The sequence below is a fragment of the Aquimarina sp. 433 genome, assembly GCF_054054605.1.
This window is the reverse complement of the sequence record NZ_JBSWZK010000005.1, coordinates 248,150-263,240: the sequence shown is the minus strand read 5'-3', so window position 1 is coordinate 263,240 and position 15,091 is coordinate 248,150. Positions and strand designations below refer to the sequence as shown.

Genomic DNA, 15,091 nt, shown 5'->3' with positions numbered 1-15,091 from the left:
TTTAAGAAGCTTTGTTTCTTTTATTGAGTACAGAAAAATATTTATTTAGAATGGGCTTTAAAATTTTTCTGTCTACAGGTTTGGACACAAAATCATCGCATCCTGCATCCAGAGCTTTTTGAATATCTTCTTCTATAGAGTAAGCGGTCTGCGCAATTACGGGTAAATTCGGTCTCATTTTTTTTATATAAGCAGTAGCATCATATCCATCCATAACTGGCATTTTGATATCCATTAGTACCAAGTCAATATTTTTATTTTCCTGGCAAATGGAAACCGCTTCTTTTCCGTTTTTAGCACGATATATCGTAAAGTCATAATCATTCATTTTAGTAAGAATGGTTTTTAGAAATAGAAAATTGGTTTCTCCATCTTCAGCAATTAATATGATGTTCTTTTCTGGCTTGGCAATAGGCTTGGATGTTCGTGTTGTTTTTGCGCTTATTTTCTTTAATGGATTATATGGCACTTTTAGGGTAAAGGAAGTACCCTTATTTTTTTCACTGATTAGCTGTAGTTGCCCTCCAATAAAATCTGTATTCTTTTTTGCAATAGTTAACCCTAATCCCATTCCACTATAATCACCAATTGTTTTATCTGTGCTAGATGGTATTGTTAAACTTTCTATGATTTTATTTTTAGTAGTTTCACTAATACCGATACCTGTATCCACAACTGAAATTGTTAAAAATTCTTCTTCTACGTCGCAGAAAAGTTTAATAGATCCGTCTTCGGTATATCTAATGGCATTATCAATAAGAATATTTAATATCTTGTTTAATTTAGGCCTATCCATCAATACTATGTTTTCTTGATCTTTTAGCTTGTTTTCTATAAGAAATTCAATGTTTTTTTCTTCCGCTTTTATTTTATAATTAGAAATTAGGTTTTGAAAAACATTCTGAAGATTAACTTCTATAAGTCTTAATGTAAATCTATTTGATTGTAATTGAGAGATTTCTAAAATATTATCTATAATAGAGAGTAATTCTTTACTATTTCCGATAATCATTTGAGTATATTTTTTCCTGTCTTCAAGACTTAGATCTTCATTATTAAGAAACTCGGATAACCCTATGATTCCGTTCATTGGGGTTCTAATTTCTTGAGGGATATTATAAATAAAGTTTGTTTTTAATCGATTACTTTCTTCAGCAATATCCTTGGCAATCATCAATTCATCAGTTCTTTGTTTGATTTTATACTTTAGATACGAATTAAATGACATACCAAATAATAACGACAATAACGCTACCAATGCGATAATGGTCCAAAATTTAGACGTTCTGTAAAATGGAATGACATTGGTATAAAACCAGTTATTTACGATAGCTTGCTTTTCTTCTTTGGTGATTTTGGAAATTGTTTTGGAAATTATACCGTCTAAAACAGTGTTAGTTTGATTAATAGCAAAACCAGGTTCATAATATAGGTCAGTCCCAGACTTTATTTTTAGATTATCCATTTTTTTTGATCGGATATAGTAGTTAGCTACTGCTTTAGGACTAATAGTAGCATCATAATCACCTGCGTTCACTTTGGACAAGCAAGTAAGTTCATCATATAGTGTTATAATATTAAAATTAGGATATTTCTTTCTTAGATTTTCGGTGATAGCATAGCCTTGGGGTAAGACAATAGATTTTCCTGAAAGACTTTCTACATCATTTCCGAAATCTACATTGTTTCTAGTAACAATTACATTTTGAGATTCGAAAAGAGGTTCGTAAAACTTTAAATAGTATTCTTTTTCATCAGATTGTTGTATTTCTAATATTAGGCTGGCATCATTATTTTTAACACCTTCTAATAGCTTGGGCCAATCATCATATCTTTTTCTTTTGAATTTATAGTTGATTTTTTGTTCAACGAGTTCTAGATATTCGATAAAAATACCATCGATTTGATTCTGTTCATTAATAAATTGATAAGGCGGATAGTATGGATATATAGCAACTGTTATACTATCATTTTGAGCTAACCATTTTTTTTCGTTTTCATCTAATAATGAAGGTTTTGAACAAGATTGAATTATAAAAAATATAGGGAGTAATGGAAGTAAACAAAGTATTTTTTTTGGCATAAGCTTTCATTATTTAAATACTTAACTTTTTTGATTCCATTAATAAAGATAGTACTTTAATCATAGTTTTAAAAGGAGAATCTTTTGAAAACTATGAATATAGTATGTGAAATGTAGTTATTTAAAAGCTTTAACTAGGTTTAATAATTTCTGTTCCATCAGGATATAGAGCAAAACGCCCTTTTGATTTTTCATGTACATGGTCATGACTAGGCCAAGGCCAACCACCAAATTCGGTTTGTTGATATTCTAAAATAGCATCCCTTATTTCATTATGATTATTCATCACAAAAGGCCCTTGTTGAACAACAGGTTCATTTATAGGTTTTCCTTGTAGCAATAGAAAATGTGCTTCGGTATTTCCATTGGTAATGGTTAGTTCTTTATCGGCATGGACTCTAATTTCATGATTAACCGAGATTTTATATCCATCAACAATGATCTCATCTCCTTTGAAGAAATAGAGAGAACGATTAGCATCTTTAGAAGCGTTTGGAAAGGTGTAAGTAGCGTTAGGAGCCATTTTAATTGTCCAAATAGCAATTTCATTATTAGTATCAGCTGCCCAAGAATCGGGAGCAGGAGCAATTGCATGAGTTGTATCAAGACTACCAGCAATTAATGTAATTTCTGTAGAAAGATTATTATCATCTACTTTGGTAAGCTTTGGGATTTCTTCATTCCATAACATTTTAAAATGAGGGGCAACCATTTTATTTGCTTTTGGAAGATTTAGCCAAATCTGAAATAGTAAGAATGGGTTTTTCTGATCGGTATTAAGAAGCGGAAACATTTCAGAATGTTGCACTCCTTTTCCTGCCGTCATCCATTGCACGTCACCATTACCAAAACGCCCAGCAGCTCCCAAAGAATCTGAGTGATCTACCAGTCCTTTTTGTACAATCGTTACTGTTTCAAACCCACGATGCGGATGTGCAGGAAAGCCAGGTACTGTCTGACCATGATACATTCTCCATCCATCTTTTCCCTGGAAATCTTGCCCTATATTTCTCCCTTCTAAAGAAGCATCTGGCCCCAATTGTTGATTCCCTTTTGGATATAGATCTTCATGATAGGCACAGAATAAAAAAGGATCCTGAGTTTGCCAGGTAAACCCGAGAGGTTTTATAGAGATAATTGCAGCCATGAATATAGAATATTATAACTTTTGGTAATTGGTAGCATCTTCTGGAGTAAACTTACTTTTAAAAGAAAATGCATAAGGAGTTTCACCATGTTCTTGTAGATAATATAGTCGCTCTTTTGCTTCAGCTGGACTGGGTTCATGGCCATCTTCTACATACCAAAAAGCCATATGCATACGAGGCATTTTATGAAACCATTCTTTCTTACGTTTTAGAATTTCTACATGTGCAGATTGATATGTGAAATTAAAAAGGTCTTGCATGCTTTCCCAGACAGACATGTTGATGATTAAGAATAAATTATCAAAAACTGTAATGGCGGTTGCATTTCCTTCATCTCCTTTTAATCTCCATACGAAACCATCACTTTTTTCAGCTAATTCATTAATACGATCTAGATTATTTACAAAATCAGCCATAATAGGATCATTTATAGGCGCTAACATCTCTGCTATGTTTACTTGTGCTAGTTGCATTTGTTTGGTTGTTTTAACTCTAAATTAAATATAAAGAAATCAAAATATCTTAAAGTGTTGTTAAGTAAGAATATCAATATTCCTCTTTTCATTTATCTCCCTTGATCTCTAGCTTTTATATTCGCTTTACAAAGCCTGATGATTTCTTTTATTCTTTTATCTCTTGTTTCGGGTCGTTTTGCCTGATAAAGCCAATACAAATAATTTTTTCTATAGCTTTTAGAAAAACCTAGGTAGTTATTAAATGCTACTGGTGATTGGTCGAAAGCTGTTTGTAGGTCTTGTGGTATAATGCCATTTTCTACATTGTCAAGTGCGGTCCAAGATCCGTTTTCCTTTGCGATTTCTATAGATTTTAATCCGCTTTCATGCATTAAATTATCTTTTATTAAATCTATGATATAGGTCTTATTTAATTTACTCCAAACACTTTTAGGTTTTCTCGGACAGAAATATTGTCTTCTTTTTTCGTTATCAATTTTTTTAACCGTAGAATCTATCCAACCATAACAAAGAGCTACTTTTACAGCTTCTTCCCAACGCATACTAGCCTGATCACTTTCTACTTTATAAAAAATTAAATAAATACCATCACTTGCTGCATGATTTTGATGTAACCAATTTCTCCATTCCTTATCATTTTTAAAATACAGTTCTGGTTTGGGTTTCATATGGGTTTCTTATTTTTTGTTTGTAAAGGCATGATAATAATTGATACTTAACCATAATCTATTTTTAGTAGGTGAATTAAGAAATTGACTAATTCTATAATCAGGACCTATCTCAATTTTACTTTTATCATTCATGTTATAACCTAGGAAAGGAATTAACCGTAGTTCTAAATCTGAATTGGAAGCTTGATACGATCCAAGATATTCGTTATTAATTTTTAAGTAAAATTCTTTAGGGTCAACTCGATATCCGTTAAATGGAATTTCTACAGTAAATCGATATCGTAGTCTGAATTCTGGAGATTCTTTAGTGCTAAATGTTTGATCAGTTACAAAACGATGAGCTATTCGAATAGCTTCTAATTGTTGGGCTATGGAATACTGAAATATAGAACGATGCACAAGTTCATCTTTTTCAATGCGCAATAGATAGCCAACATTAAAAACATGATCAGATGATAGTTTGTAAGAGAGAATATTGGTTATATCTGTTAAGAGGTATTCATACGAAAACTCTTCTGAAGGACTATGTTCCCATAGTTGTTGACGAGATTCGATACTGTTAATTAATTTGAAACGATCCGAAATTTTATGAGAGATTACGATTTTAGGTAATAATCCAGAAGTAAATGATGTTTGGGCATTCGTATAACTATTTAAAGAACACATACAGAATACGATAAGGAGACAAAATCTTTTCTTCATCACTAATATAGGAGATTATCAGTGTTATCATTCACTACTTGTAACATCTTCAATAAAACTCCATCATTAGAATAAAGTAATTCATAATAATGAGAATGTTTCTCTTTTTTACCCTTTACAATTAGTTCGTAGTTTGTTGTGTACGCTGCTTTGGTATTTTTTTTATTTATCAATGAAATTAAGGTAGACCGATCACTGACCCATTGTAATTGAGTTTTTTTGATTTTTGATTTTGTGAAAATACTATCTAAAGAAGATTGAATTGTTTTTTGTAAATCGATGGAAAGTTCTGAGAAAGGAATTTTTATTTCTACATCTTCAGGCTTGCCTTCGTTTGTAAACTCTATACTATACTTTCTTTTTTGATAAAAAGTTTTGGCTTCTATGCTTTTCCCATTTTGACTTTCTTCGATATACCATTTGATTTTTTTTTTGAAAGGACATTTTTTAATAAAATCCAATGCTTCTTTTGGTACCTGTGAATATTTGATACGATATTCTTTTTCTACTTTATTTTGAGCATTTACCGAAAGGGTAGAACCCATGCTGAAACAACAAATCCATATCCATAAATAACGTGCAAACATAAGCTTTGAATTCTTTTATGGAATGTACAAAAAATAGATAAATTTCATAAAAGAACCCATACTATAATTAAGATAGTATGGGTTGAATGATTTTGTGTAATACATCGATCTAGTAGAACCTCGTATATGCTCTAAAGTTTCCTGTATTATATGGTCTTGTACGTTTTACTTGTCGTTCTGTATTGGTAGACGTATAGTAATAGTAATACCAATACCCATTTGGTAAATCTACCTGATATTTTAGTACCCATTTCCAGTCACTAAATGGCCAAGAAGCAGTGTTTTCCCAAGCGTAAAATTGCAATCTTGTTAAACCACATACCACATTCGTTCTAGTGTAGGTGTCGTCTAATTCTTTCCAATCACCACCGTAAAAAGAACTACGAGTTAGAGAATTCCATAATCCATTATCACAAAATCTAATATCAGTTGGTGTAGAAGTTACAGGAACACCACCACAGTAGGAATTCATAAATGTGGTTGCTCCTATATCATAACAAGACTTTTGATCAATATTTGTATAATTAGGGTCATTGATTTCTAATAATGCTCCACTATTTTCTATTTGTCTGCCAGATGATTGTAATGCTGATGGCGAAGCTGTCTTAGCTATACGATCAGGAATAGATACCGATGTCTTTGTCAAAGAAATAAATAAATTAAAAGGCGATTGATCAATACTATGTAAGCTTTCTTCTTTATTGTTAGCAGCTTCACCATACAGCGTTTCTGCTACAATCATCTCATCATCGTCTCCTAGCGCAATAAAATGATATTCATGACCATCTTTTTGGATTTTGGCTACTTCAAAGGATGTTTGAGTTAATTCATTGATATATTTTGCATCTTTCGTTGGACTATCTTGTAGTTCTTGTACAGAATCATCGTATAATTCTTCTTCTTTGTTTTCACAAGATAAAAGTGAAATACTAAGTATTCCAACAAAGATAAACGGTTTAAAAATTGATTTTTTCATTTTTTTAAGTTTTAAAAGTATTCAACTAATTGATTAAGGTGTTCCGGAAATACCATGTTGTAGACAAAATTATTTATTAACTAGTTGTTAGTCAATGAGTAAATAACGGTTTTTGTATAGGTGTATCACCAGTTTTAGATGGGGCTTTTTCCCGAAAGCTTTAATTTTGTTAAGGTTTCCATAGATATGAAGTAATTCTATGACAACGATTTTCGTTGATCTCAACCTTTTTTATAGTTTTGCATTTTTAAAAATGAAAACATATGATTTCTGTAGATGGATTAGCGGTAGAGTTTAGTGGAACAACCTTGTTTAACAATGTTTCTTTTGTTATCAACGAAAACGACAAGATCGCTTTAATGGGTAAAAATGGGGCCGGAAAGTCCACTATGATGAAAATCATTGCAGGTGCTCAAAAAGCAACCAGAGGTAATGTTAGATGTCCTAAAGAAACTGTGATTGCTTACTTACCACAGCATTTACTTACAGATGATAATTGTTCAGTATTCGAAGAAGCTTCTAAAGCTTTTAGTGAGATTCATGAAATGCAGCAGGAAATAGATCGGTTAAATAAGGAATTAGAAACTCGTACAGATTATGATTCTGAGGAATATATGGGAATCATCCAAAAGGTAACTGATTTAGGAGAAAAGTTTTATGCAATTGAAGAGGTGAATTATGATGCTGAAGTAGAAAAAGCATTGCAAGGATTAGGTTTTAAAAGAGAGGATTTTACCAGACCAACCAGTGAGTTCAGTGGTGGATGGAGAATGAGGATTGAACTTGCTAAAATTCTATTACAAAAACCTGATTTAATTTTGTTAGATGAGCCAACCAATCATGTAGATATTGAATCTGTAATATGGTTGGAAGATTTTTTAAAAAATAAAGCTAAAGCTGTTATAGTAATTTCCCATGATAAAGCTTTTATAGATAATATTACGAATAGAACTATAGAAGTTACAATGGGTAGAATTTATGATTATAAGGCTAATTACTCTCATTATTTACAATTAAGAGAAGAGCGAAGATCTCATCAGATTAAAGCTTATCAAGAGCAACAAAAGTTTATAGCAGATACCAAACAGTTTATCGAAAGGTTTAAAGGAACTTATTCGAAAACAAATCAGGTAAATTCTAGGGAGCGAATGTTGGAAAAATTAGAGTTAATAGAAATTGATGAAGTGGACAACTCATCTTTAAAACTTCGATTTCCTCCTTCTGCCAGATCTGGGGATTATCCTGTGATTGCAAAAGAATTGTCTAAAAAGTATGGAGATCATGTTGTTTTTAAAGAGGCAAGTATGTCGATTGCTAGAGGAGAGAAAGTATCTTTTGTAGGTCGTAACGGAGAAGGGAAGTCAACAATGATAAAAGCTATTATGGGAGAAATTGATTTTGAAGGTGAATGTGCTTTAGGGCATAATGCCAAAGTAGGATATTTTGCTCAAAACCAAGCCTCATTGTTAGATCCAAATCTCACAGTTTTTCAGACAGTTGATGAAGTTGCTAAAGGAGATGTGAGGACTCAAATCAAGAATATTTTGGGACAATTTATGTTTAGTGGCGACAATATTGATAAAAAAGTGGGCGTCCTTTCTGGAGGAGAAAGAACTAGATTGGCGATGGTAAAATTACTTTTAGAACCTGTAAATGTGCTGATCTTGGATGAGCCTACAAATCACCTAGATATTAGATCTAAAGATGTATTAAAAGAAGCACTAATGGCTTTCGACGGAACATTAATTCTAGTATCGCATGATAGAGATTTTCTCTCAGGATTATCTAATAAAGTATTTGAGTTTAAAGAGAAAAGAGTTATTGAACATTTTGAGACAATTGATGCATTTTTGGAGCGTAACAGAATGGAAAACTTGAGAGAAATACAATTAAAAAATTAGATTGAATCTATTCCAACACGATTTTATCGATCTCTAATCTAAATTTTTCTTGTTTTTTGTTGCCAATTAAAAATGCTATTTCTTCCATTTGTATGGAAGGATAGTTTTGCATATCCAACGATACACCTCTAAAAACTGGATACATTTCGGATAATGGTATTTCAATAGTTTGCCATTCTCCTGAAGTTTCGAAATGAGCTATGTATGAATGACGATCATAGGTATTCGTTTTAACTCTAAATTGATATCTCTTTTGATCACCTTTTAACGTAATCAAGGCTTTTGTATACCCTTTTACTTTTTTGGTCGAGAATCGGTACCGTACCATCGAAAAACCTCCATTGTTTTCTAAAGAAATGGCTCCAGAGAAAATAGCATTTCCTTTATCATTCAGCGTTATTTCACCTTTAGATAAGCCTCCCATTACGCCGTCGTTAACAACAATCCAATCGGAAAGCTTATTCGTTTTTTTAAAATCAAAAATAGTGAGAGAAGGAGTCGTCAATCCAATAAAAATTAAAAATAGATATGTATTCACAGAATTAATGACTATTTATCTAATCAGGTAATTGTTCTATTTGTTCTAAGATCTCAGCAGCTTCGGCCTGTTTTTCGTCACTAGCCTTTCGATTGGTATGAGACAACTTATACGATTCTTCCATCAACGTTTTATACTTTTTTTGTAAACGCTCTTTCTCAGTTTTCTTCTTAAATATAGCAAACATAGTTTTTGTTTTATCTAAAGATAAAGGGTAAGCTTTTAAACAGATGAGAAAGTTATCTTAAATAACTTTTTTATAAGAGTCTTTATATTAATTCTAGATAATATGTACTAGTAAATATTAGTTTGTAAGGTAGGTCTTTAGTAACTCTAAAGCTTCGATGTTTGATTTTTCTTTCGCTAAGGATAAAGCAGTATCTCCACTAAACCCTTCTTTGGCATTAATATCAGCACCATGTTCTAAGAGATATTTAGCAATCGAAAGATTATCAAATCGTATACTTTCTATTAGCGGTGTGGTCATCGCCTCAGGATGTTGATAATTAATATCTACACCATTGGTAACATAATATTTTACAAGCTCTAGATCTCCAGTTTGTGATGCTAATAGCATATCTTTCCAATTACCCCCAGACATAAAAGTTATATATTGATAAAAACCTTAATTAGACCAATAAGTTAATGATTTTTTTGATAGGAGTTAATTCGGAAATTTCCGTGGTAACAGATTCTAAGACACTACTTCCTACAATGGTAAAATGTTCTTGTAATGTTTGAATATAGTTTTCGGCCTCAAGAATTTTTACACCTTTAGAAACTTGGTAATATGTTTTATCATAATCATTGGGTTCCAAACAATCAAAGTCGAAGTGAAGATAAAGATGTGTGATTTTTTTAGATTGTAAAGTACCTACAAGATCTAAAATATTTACTTTTTTAGGGGCATAAATATTGCCATCCTCAATTCTAGTTTGTTCTGTGCTATCTATATCTCTAACTCCAATATAATGAATTTGAGAAGCGGTAATGGTAGAAAAAAGTAATGGATTCATATGCTCTGAACCTTCTCCTAATAATGTTCTAAGCGGCATGCCATGAAAATTACAACTAGGAGAATCGCAAGGGCGGTTAATATCGGCATGAGCATCAAACCAGATAACTCCCAGGTTTGGATAAAGTGCGTTTAGATACGAAACAGGAACAATCTCTAATCCACAATCTCCTCCAATGGTAGTAATGGTTTTTGGTTGTTCTGCATCAATCTTATTTTTAAGACGAGTTAGTTGTTCGAAAATCGCATCATAGTTATTAATGTCGTGCTTTTTCTCTCCATTTGGACCTGCTTCAATGTTAGATAATGGGATTTTAATAAATCCTGGATCTTCTACATATTCTAAAATAGTTTGTGCACCATTTTCTATCGTTTTACCAGTACCAGATCCTTGCCATTGAGGAAAATATATTTTCACAGATTTTAAGTTTTAGAGATGAATATGTATTTGATTATATAGATTTTCCTTTTACATAAAAATTAGGGTCTATGTCAATTTTGTCAGCTTTTACCTGAAGAGTTTGCCAAGAAGCGTTTGGCTGTATCCATTTTTCTTTCCCGTCTATTTTTAATCGCACAGGCATATCAAAACCTTTAACAATATCGATATATCGATATTTAAGCTCTTTATTATCTAAACGATATTCCAAAGTAGGAATTCTGGTATCACGTAAATATTGATTAAAAAATTCAGTGAGGTCAATTTTTGATTGCTCACTTATATAATCTTCAATTTCTTTTGTAGTTACTGTTTTATGATAAAACTCTTTGTTTAGTCCTCGTAGTATAGATCGCCATTTGTCGTCATCTTCAATAAGTTGGCGTAGCGTATGTAGCATATTAGCACCTTTATAATACATGTCGCTAGATCCTTCATTATTCACATCATAATGACCTATAATCGGTTTGTCATTTCTAATTCCTTTTCTTGTGCCAATAACATAATCTGAAGAAGCTTCTTTTCCATAATGGTAGTCCAGAAATAAATTTTCTGAATATGCGGTGAAACTTTCATGTATCCACATATCGGCAATATCCTTATAGGTAATATTATTAGCAAACCATTCATGACCCGATTCATGTATTATTATAAAATCGAATTTTAATCCCCAACCTGTTCCGGATAAATCATTACCTAGATATCCGTTTACGTATTTATTTCCGTAAGTCACAGAACTCTGATGCTCCATACCTAAATAAGGAACTTCTACCAGTTTAAAGCTATCCTCATAAAAAGGGTAGGGGCCAAACCAATGTTCGAAAGCTTTCATCATTTTTGGCGCATCTTTAAATTGCTTCTTAGCAGCCTCAAGATTATATCTTAGTACATAATAATCCATATCTAACAGGCCTTTTTCTCCTTTGTATTTTTCTCCAAAATGGACATAATCCCCAATATTAATGTTTACGCCATAATTGTTTATTGGATTATTAACAAACCAATGATAGGTCTTTGTATTTGGGTTTCGCTCTTCAATCTTACGCAGTCTCCCATTGGAAATATTCATTAAATCTTTTGGCACAGTAACACTCACCAACATACTATCTACTTCATCGTACATATGATCTTTATTTGGCCACCAAACACTTGCTCCTAATCCTTGACAGGAGGATGCTACGAAGTGTTTGCCATTTGTGTCTTTTTTCCAGGAAATACCACCATCCCAAGGAGCTCTGACGGCTTCTCTTGGTTTGCCACTGTAGTGAACAATTATAGAATTAATACTTCCTTTTTTCTGTTTTTTGATCAATTCTATAAAATGAGCATTTTCTTCAGAACGAACTTTTAGTAGTTTTCCATCTTGTTCTACTTTTTCTATAGTTAATGGAGGCTGCAGATCCACTTGTAACGTGCTTTGATTTTCCAATACTTTATATTGAATTGTATTTTTACCTGAAATCGTTTTTTTTTCGGGATCCACTGTGATGTCTAAATGGTAGTAAGTAAGATCCCACCATGATCTTTCTGGCGTAATGGAACCTCTTAAAGTGTCTTGTCTTGTGAATTTTTGATGCGAATCAAAAAGAGATGTCTGTCCGATAATTGGAATACTTGAGCATATCAAACATACTACTAAAAAAAACTTATTCATTTTCAATTTAATTTATTGTAATAGGAACTCTAATGGGATGTGTACACGTTCATTCCAACTTTTCTCATTATGACCATCTCCTTCAAATTTTTTGGTGATCCAGTTCTTTCCTTCTTCATACCCTTTATCTTTCATCATTTGGTCCACTTGTTTCTGAAAAGGTTCATATTGAGCGTCTAAACCTTCGGTTCCAAAATCAAAATATATTTTATGTGTTTGAGGATCGGGTAGAGTAGATGGTAAGGTTTTGATATAGGCTTCGCCCAAAATAGGAACTGGCCAATGAGTAGATACACATCCTGCAGCTCCGAAAACTTCTGGATATTTGCATATTCCGTATAACGATATTAATCCACCCATTGAAGATCCCATAATTGAAGTATCTTCCATTTTAGTGGATACATTATAAGTTTTATCAATAAATGGTTTTAATTCTTCAACTAGAAATTTCAAATATTCATCAGAATATAAAGAATCGAACCCTGTATTTTGTTTTAAAGCTGCTTTTGCTTCCGGATTGTTTGTAGCTTCAGCTGGAGCTTCTGGCATATATTCTGAAAAACGCTTTCTCTCAGTGTTCCAAGGGGCAACAACAATAGTATTTTTTATGCTACCAGCTTTAATTAAGCTATCTATCGTTTCATCAACTCCCCAATCGATACCTGTATAAGATGTTTTAGGGTTAAAAACATTCTGTCCATCATGCATATACAATACTTTGTATTTCTTATTAGAAGTATCGTATCCATTAGGCAAGAACACTTCTACGTTTCTAGGGATTACGTATGCGGATTTAAAGTTCTCATGAATAACAACTTTTCCCTTGGTTTCAATGGATAATTTTTCTGCTATATCAACATTTACGGATGATTTTTCTTTTACGGTTTCTTGTTTACAAGAAAATGTAAATAATAGCGCTGTGATGATGAAGAAGTTTAAGAATTTCACACGTTTACATTTAAGTTGTTACACATTAATAATTTAATTTAGAACATACTCCATTTACTTTCTAAAAATGGCAGTAGGGAACACAACCTGACTTTCAAATCCGTTTTTTCCTACAGTTGCTATTCCAAAAAAGTAATTATCAATAACAATACCATCGAGTACAAAGTTATCTACATTACCAACAAATCTACTATAATCCCAGGTAGGCGATGTAGTATCTCTCCAATATATTTTATATCCTTGGATATTAGGATCATTTGATTTTTCCCATTTAAACTTCACAGAAGGTTCCACTATTCCACCAATTTTAACTTCTGTTGGAGTTGGTGGAGCCCATGCGATGGATGCAAGATTGATTGCATTAACAGCAGTTAGTTTAGCTGCATATTCAAAGTTTACATGTTCTACTACATCTCCATATGCAATCCCATCTTCTTTTCTAATGTCTTGGTGTTGCTGAGTATAGTTTTCATGAGCCTCCATAATTCTAATTCCAGCGAATCCAGCATCATTAAAAGGACGATGATGACCACCACGACCAAATCTATCTAGTCGATAGATCATCATAGGATTCATTTCTGGCATATATGTTTTGGTAGTTTTATGAATATACCGAGCCAACTGACGAGAAATTCCATCCACTTCGCCTCCATAAAAACGTCTGTTTTTAACTGTTCTTTCATTGTCAGTTAGATTGGTTGGTTCAGAGAAAATTCTAAATGTTCTATTATCGATAACACCATCTACACCTTTGATATTACCAATCATATCATTATTCATAACTCCAACAATATCCCAATTGTTCTTTTTGGCATAGTTGGCCAATCCTTTTCCGCCAAACAGTCCTTGTTCTTCTCCAGAAAGGCCTACGTAAATAATACTACTTTCAAATTTGTATTTGGACAATACTCTTGCCGCTTCCATCGCTCCAGCCATTCCTGTTGCATTATCATTAGCACCAGGAGCATCATCAGCAAAGTTATTTGGGTCAGAAATACGGGAATCGATATCTCCACTCATAATAATGAAGCGATTAGGGTATTTAGTTCCTCGTTGTATGGCAACTACATTTACAACCATTACATCTTTGGTAATACGTTGATTTGTTCCCTTTTTAACAAGGTCTTTTTGATAAAAAACTTCTAAACAATTATTACATTTTTTGGATATGGTTTCAAACTCAGATTTGATCCACCTTCTGGCAGCACCAATTCCTCTTATATTGGAAACTGTATCGCTTAAGGTATGTCTGGTACCAAAACCAGCTAATGTTTTAATATCTGCTTCTATTCTTTCGCTAGAAATAGCATTGATAATATCATATATTTTTGGGTTTGTTTGTGCGCTAGCAATTATTGAAAATAAAAAAAGTGTTGAGGTAAAAAAAATCTTCATTTGTGTTAATTTGATCGCGTAATTTAAGTAAAAGCAATCATTGGGAGTGACTCCTTAACAAATTTATAAGACCTACACGATGGCGCTTTAATATGAAACATAAATGAATTGATTTATCATAGTTATCTTTTAAAATGTACAAATATGGATTTTCGAACATGTATTTATACGATGCTCTTTTCATATCTAACTTTTTGTTCATGTATAAGAGTGCCATAGCAATCTGATACTAGCATTTTACCATTCAATTGAGTTTTGATTTTAAGAAAAATTTCATTTGTAGATTTAGCTATTAAGTTTATCTCTATTATCAAAAGATATGTAAGGTGGTTCACGATCTTCTAGATAATTAACATTGATTATAGAAGGAGCTTCATAATCTGTAATCCACCAATGTTCTATAGCAAAACGAAGAGTATGTTCTTTGCGTTTCTCATTTAAAAAAATAGCTTTTATACAAAACCTTTAGTAGTCTAATATTATTTTTACAACTTCTCATTCTTGCACCAAATATTGATGCCTCCGTTTTTTAGTAGTTTTAAAATGGCTCAACATAAA

The 15,091-nt window shown here is 32.3% G+C and carries 15 protein-coding genes; 1 reads left to right on the top strand and 14 read right to left on the bottom strand.

Annotated features, from left to right (window positions below):
* Position 1: 1 nt before the first annotated feature.
* The 7 genes from ACWNT5_RS12470 to ACWNT5_RS12440 form a co-directional block, all read right to left on the bottom strand.
* Complete coding sequence (locus ACWNT5_RS12470) at positions 2 to 2,083, bottom strand: hybrid sensor histidine kinase/response regulator (protein WP_299607687.1); 2,082 nt, start codon at positions 2,081 to 2,083, stop codon at positions 2 to 4.
* A 130-nt stretch (positions 2,084 to 2,213) separates the two neighbouring features.
* Complete coding sequence (locus tag ACWNT5_RS12465) at positions 2,214 to 3,230, bottom strand: pirin family protein (protein WP_299607685.1); 1,017 nt, start codon at positions 3,228 to 3,230, stop codon at positions 2,214 to 2,216.
* Positions 3,231 to 3,242: 12 nt separating this feature from the next.
* A complete protein-coding gene (locus tag ACWNT5_RS12460; RefSeq protein ID WP_299607683.1) occupies positions 3,243 to 3,704 on the bottom strand; it encodes a DUF3291 domain-containing protein in 462 nt (153 codons plus the stop codon).
* 92 nt (positions 3,705 to 3,796) lie between these two features.
* Complete coding sequence (locus ACWNT5_RS12455) at positions 3,797 to 4,375, bottom strand: YdeI/OmpD-associated family protein (protein WP_299607681.1); 579 nt, start codon at positions 4,373 to 4,375, stop codon at positions 3,797 to 3,799.
* Between the two features lie 9 nt (positions 4,376 to 4,384).
* A complete protein-coding gene (locus ACWNT5_RS12450) occupies positions 4,385 to 5,044 on the bottom strand; it encodes a DUF2490 domain-containing protein (protein ID WP_456517501.1) in 660 nt (219 codons plus the stop codon).
* Between the two features lie 38 nt (positions 5,045 to 5,082).
* The gene (locus ACWNT5_RS12445) at positions 5,083 to 5,667 is read right to left on the bottom strand and encodes a hypothetical protein (RefSeq protein ID WP_299607677.1); all 585 of its coding nucleotides are present in this window, start codon (positions 5,665 to 5,667) and stop codon (positions 5,083 to 5,085) included.
* Between the two features lie 109 nt (positions 5,668 to 5,776).
* Positions 5,777 to 6,643, bottom strand: coding sequence for a hypothetical protein (locus tag ACWNT5_RS12440; protein WP_299607674.1), 867 nt, complete (start codon positions 6,641 to 6,643; stop codon positions 5,777 to 5,779).
* A 263-nt stretch (positions 6,644 to 6,906) separates the two neighbouring features.
* On the opposite strand from ACWNT5_RS12440, the gene ACWNT5_RS12435 reads away from it, so the two are divergent.
* Positions 6,907 to 8,544, top strand: a complete 1,638-nt coding sequence (locus tag ACWNT5_RS12435) for an ABC-F family ATP-binding cassette domain-containing protein (RefSeq protein ID WP_299607672.1) — start codon at positions 6,907 to 6,909, stop codon at positions 8,542 to 8,544.
* Positions 8,545 to 8,551: 7 nt separating this feature from the next.
* Here ACWNT5_RS12435 and ACWNT5_RS12430 read toward each other — a convergent pair whose 3' ends face one another.
* The 7 genes from ACWNT5_RS12430 to ACWNT5_RS12400 form a co-directional block, all read right to left on the bottom strand.
* The gene (locus tag ACWNT5_RS12430; RefSeq protein ID WP_299607670.1) at positions 8,552 to 9,082 is read right to left on the bottom strand and encodes a CIA30 family protein; all 531 of its coding nucleotides are present in this window, start codon (positions 9,080 to 9,082) and stop codon (positions 8,552 to 8,554) included.
* Positions 9,083 to 9,101: 19 nt separating this feature from the next.
* The gene (locus ACWNT5_RS12425; protein WP_299607668.1) at positions 9,102 to 9,269 is read right to left on the bottom strand and encodes a Lacal_2735 family protein; all 168 of its coding nucleotides are present in this window, start codon (positions 9,267 to 9,269) and stop codon (positions 9,102 to 9,104) included.
* Positions 9,270 to 9,386: 117 nt separating this feature from the next.
* Positions 9,387 to 9,683 (bottom strand): ankyrin repeat domain-containing protein, encoded by a 297-nt coding sequence (locus tag ACWNT5_RS12420; protein ID WP_299607665.1) that lies wholly within the window; start codon positions 9,681 to 9,683, stop codon positions 9,387 to 9,389.
* Between the two features lie 28 nt (positions 9,684 to 9,711).
* Entirely contained in the window at positions 9,712 to 10,515 is an 804-nt protein-coding gene (locus ACWNT5_RS12415) for an arginase family protein (RefSeq protein WP_299607662.1), read from the bottom strand.
* Positions 10,516 to 10,549: 34 nt separating this feature from the next.
* Positions 10,550 to 12,190, bottom strand: a complete 1,641-nt coding sequence (locus tag ACWNT5_RS12410) for a M1 family metallopeptidase (protein WP_299607659.1) — start codon at positions 12,188 to 12,190, stop codon at positions 10,550 to 10,552.
* Between the two features lie 12 nt (positions 12,191 to 12,202).
* Positions 12,203 to 13,138, bottom strand: a complete 936-nt coding sequence (locus tag ACWNT5_RS12405; RefSeq protein WP_299607656.1) for an alpha/beta hydrolase — start codon at positions 13,136 to 13,138, stop codon at positions 12,203 to 12,205.
* 54 nt (positions 13,139 to 13,192) lie between these two features.
* Positions 13,193 to 14,533, bottom strand: a complete 1,341-nt coding sequence (locus tag ACWNT5_RS12400; protein WP_456517500.1) for a M28 family peptidase — start codon at positions 14,531 to 14,533, stop codon at positions 13,193 to 13,195.
* Positions 14,534 to 15,091 lie beyond the last annotated feature (558 nt).

Excerpts from the sequence above, each read along its gene's own strand:
- ACWNT5_RS12470 (WP_299607687.1), bottom strand. The coding sequence starts at position 2,083 with ATGCCAAAAAAAATACTTTGTTTACTTCCATTACTCCCTATATTTTTT.
- ACWNT5_RS12465 (WP_299607685.1), bottom strand. The coding sequence starts at position 3,230 with ATGGCTGCAATTATCTCTATAAAACCTCTCGGGTTTACCTGGCAAACT.
- ACWNT5_RS12460 (WP_299607683.1), bottom strand. The coding sequence starts at position 3,704 with ATGCAACTAGCACAAGTAAACATAGCAGAGATGTTAGCGCCTATAAAT.
- ACWNT5_RS12455 (WP_299607681.1), bottom strand. The coding sequence starts at position 4,375 with ATGAAACCCAAACCAGAACTGTATTTTAAAAATGATAAGGAATGGAGA.
- ACWNT5_RS12450 (WP_456517501.1), bottom strand. The coding sequence starts at position 5,044 with ATGTGTTCTTTAAATAGTTATACGAATGCCCAAACATCATTTACTTCT.
- ACWNT5_RS12445 (WP_299607677.1), bottom strand. The coding sequence starts at position 5,667 with ATGTTTGCACGTTATTTATGGATATGGATTTGTTGTTTCAGCATGGGT.
- ACWNT5_RS12440 (WP_299607674.1), bottom strand. The coding sequence starts at position 6,643 with ATGAAAAAATCAATTTTTAAACCGTTTATCTTTGTTGGAATACTTAGT.
- ACWNT5_RS12435 (WP_299607672.1), top strand. The coding sequence starts at position 6,907 with ATGATTTCTGTAGATGGATTAGCGGTAGAGTTTAGTGGAACAACCTTG.
- ACWNT5_RS12425 (WP_299607668.1), bottom strand. The coding sequence starts at position 9,269 with ATGTTTGCTATATTTAAGAAGAAAACTGAGAAAGAGCGTTTACAAAAA.
- ACWNT5_RS12420 (WP_299607665.1), bottom strand. The coding sequence starts at position 9,683 with ATGTCTGGGGGTAATTGGAAAGATATGCTATTAGCATCACAAACTGGA.
- ACWNT5_RS12410 (WP_299607659.1), bottom strand. The coding sequence starts at position 12,190 with ATGAATAAGTTTTTTTTAGTAGTATGTTTGATATGCTCAAGTATTCCA.
- ACWNT5_RS12400 (WP_456517500.1), bottom strand. The coding sequence starts at position 14,533 with ATGAAGATTTTTTTTACCTCAACACTTTTTTTATTTTCAATAATTGCT.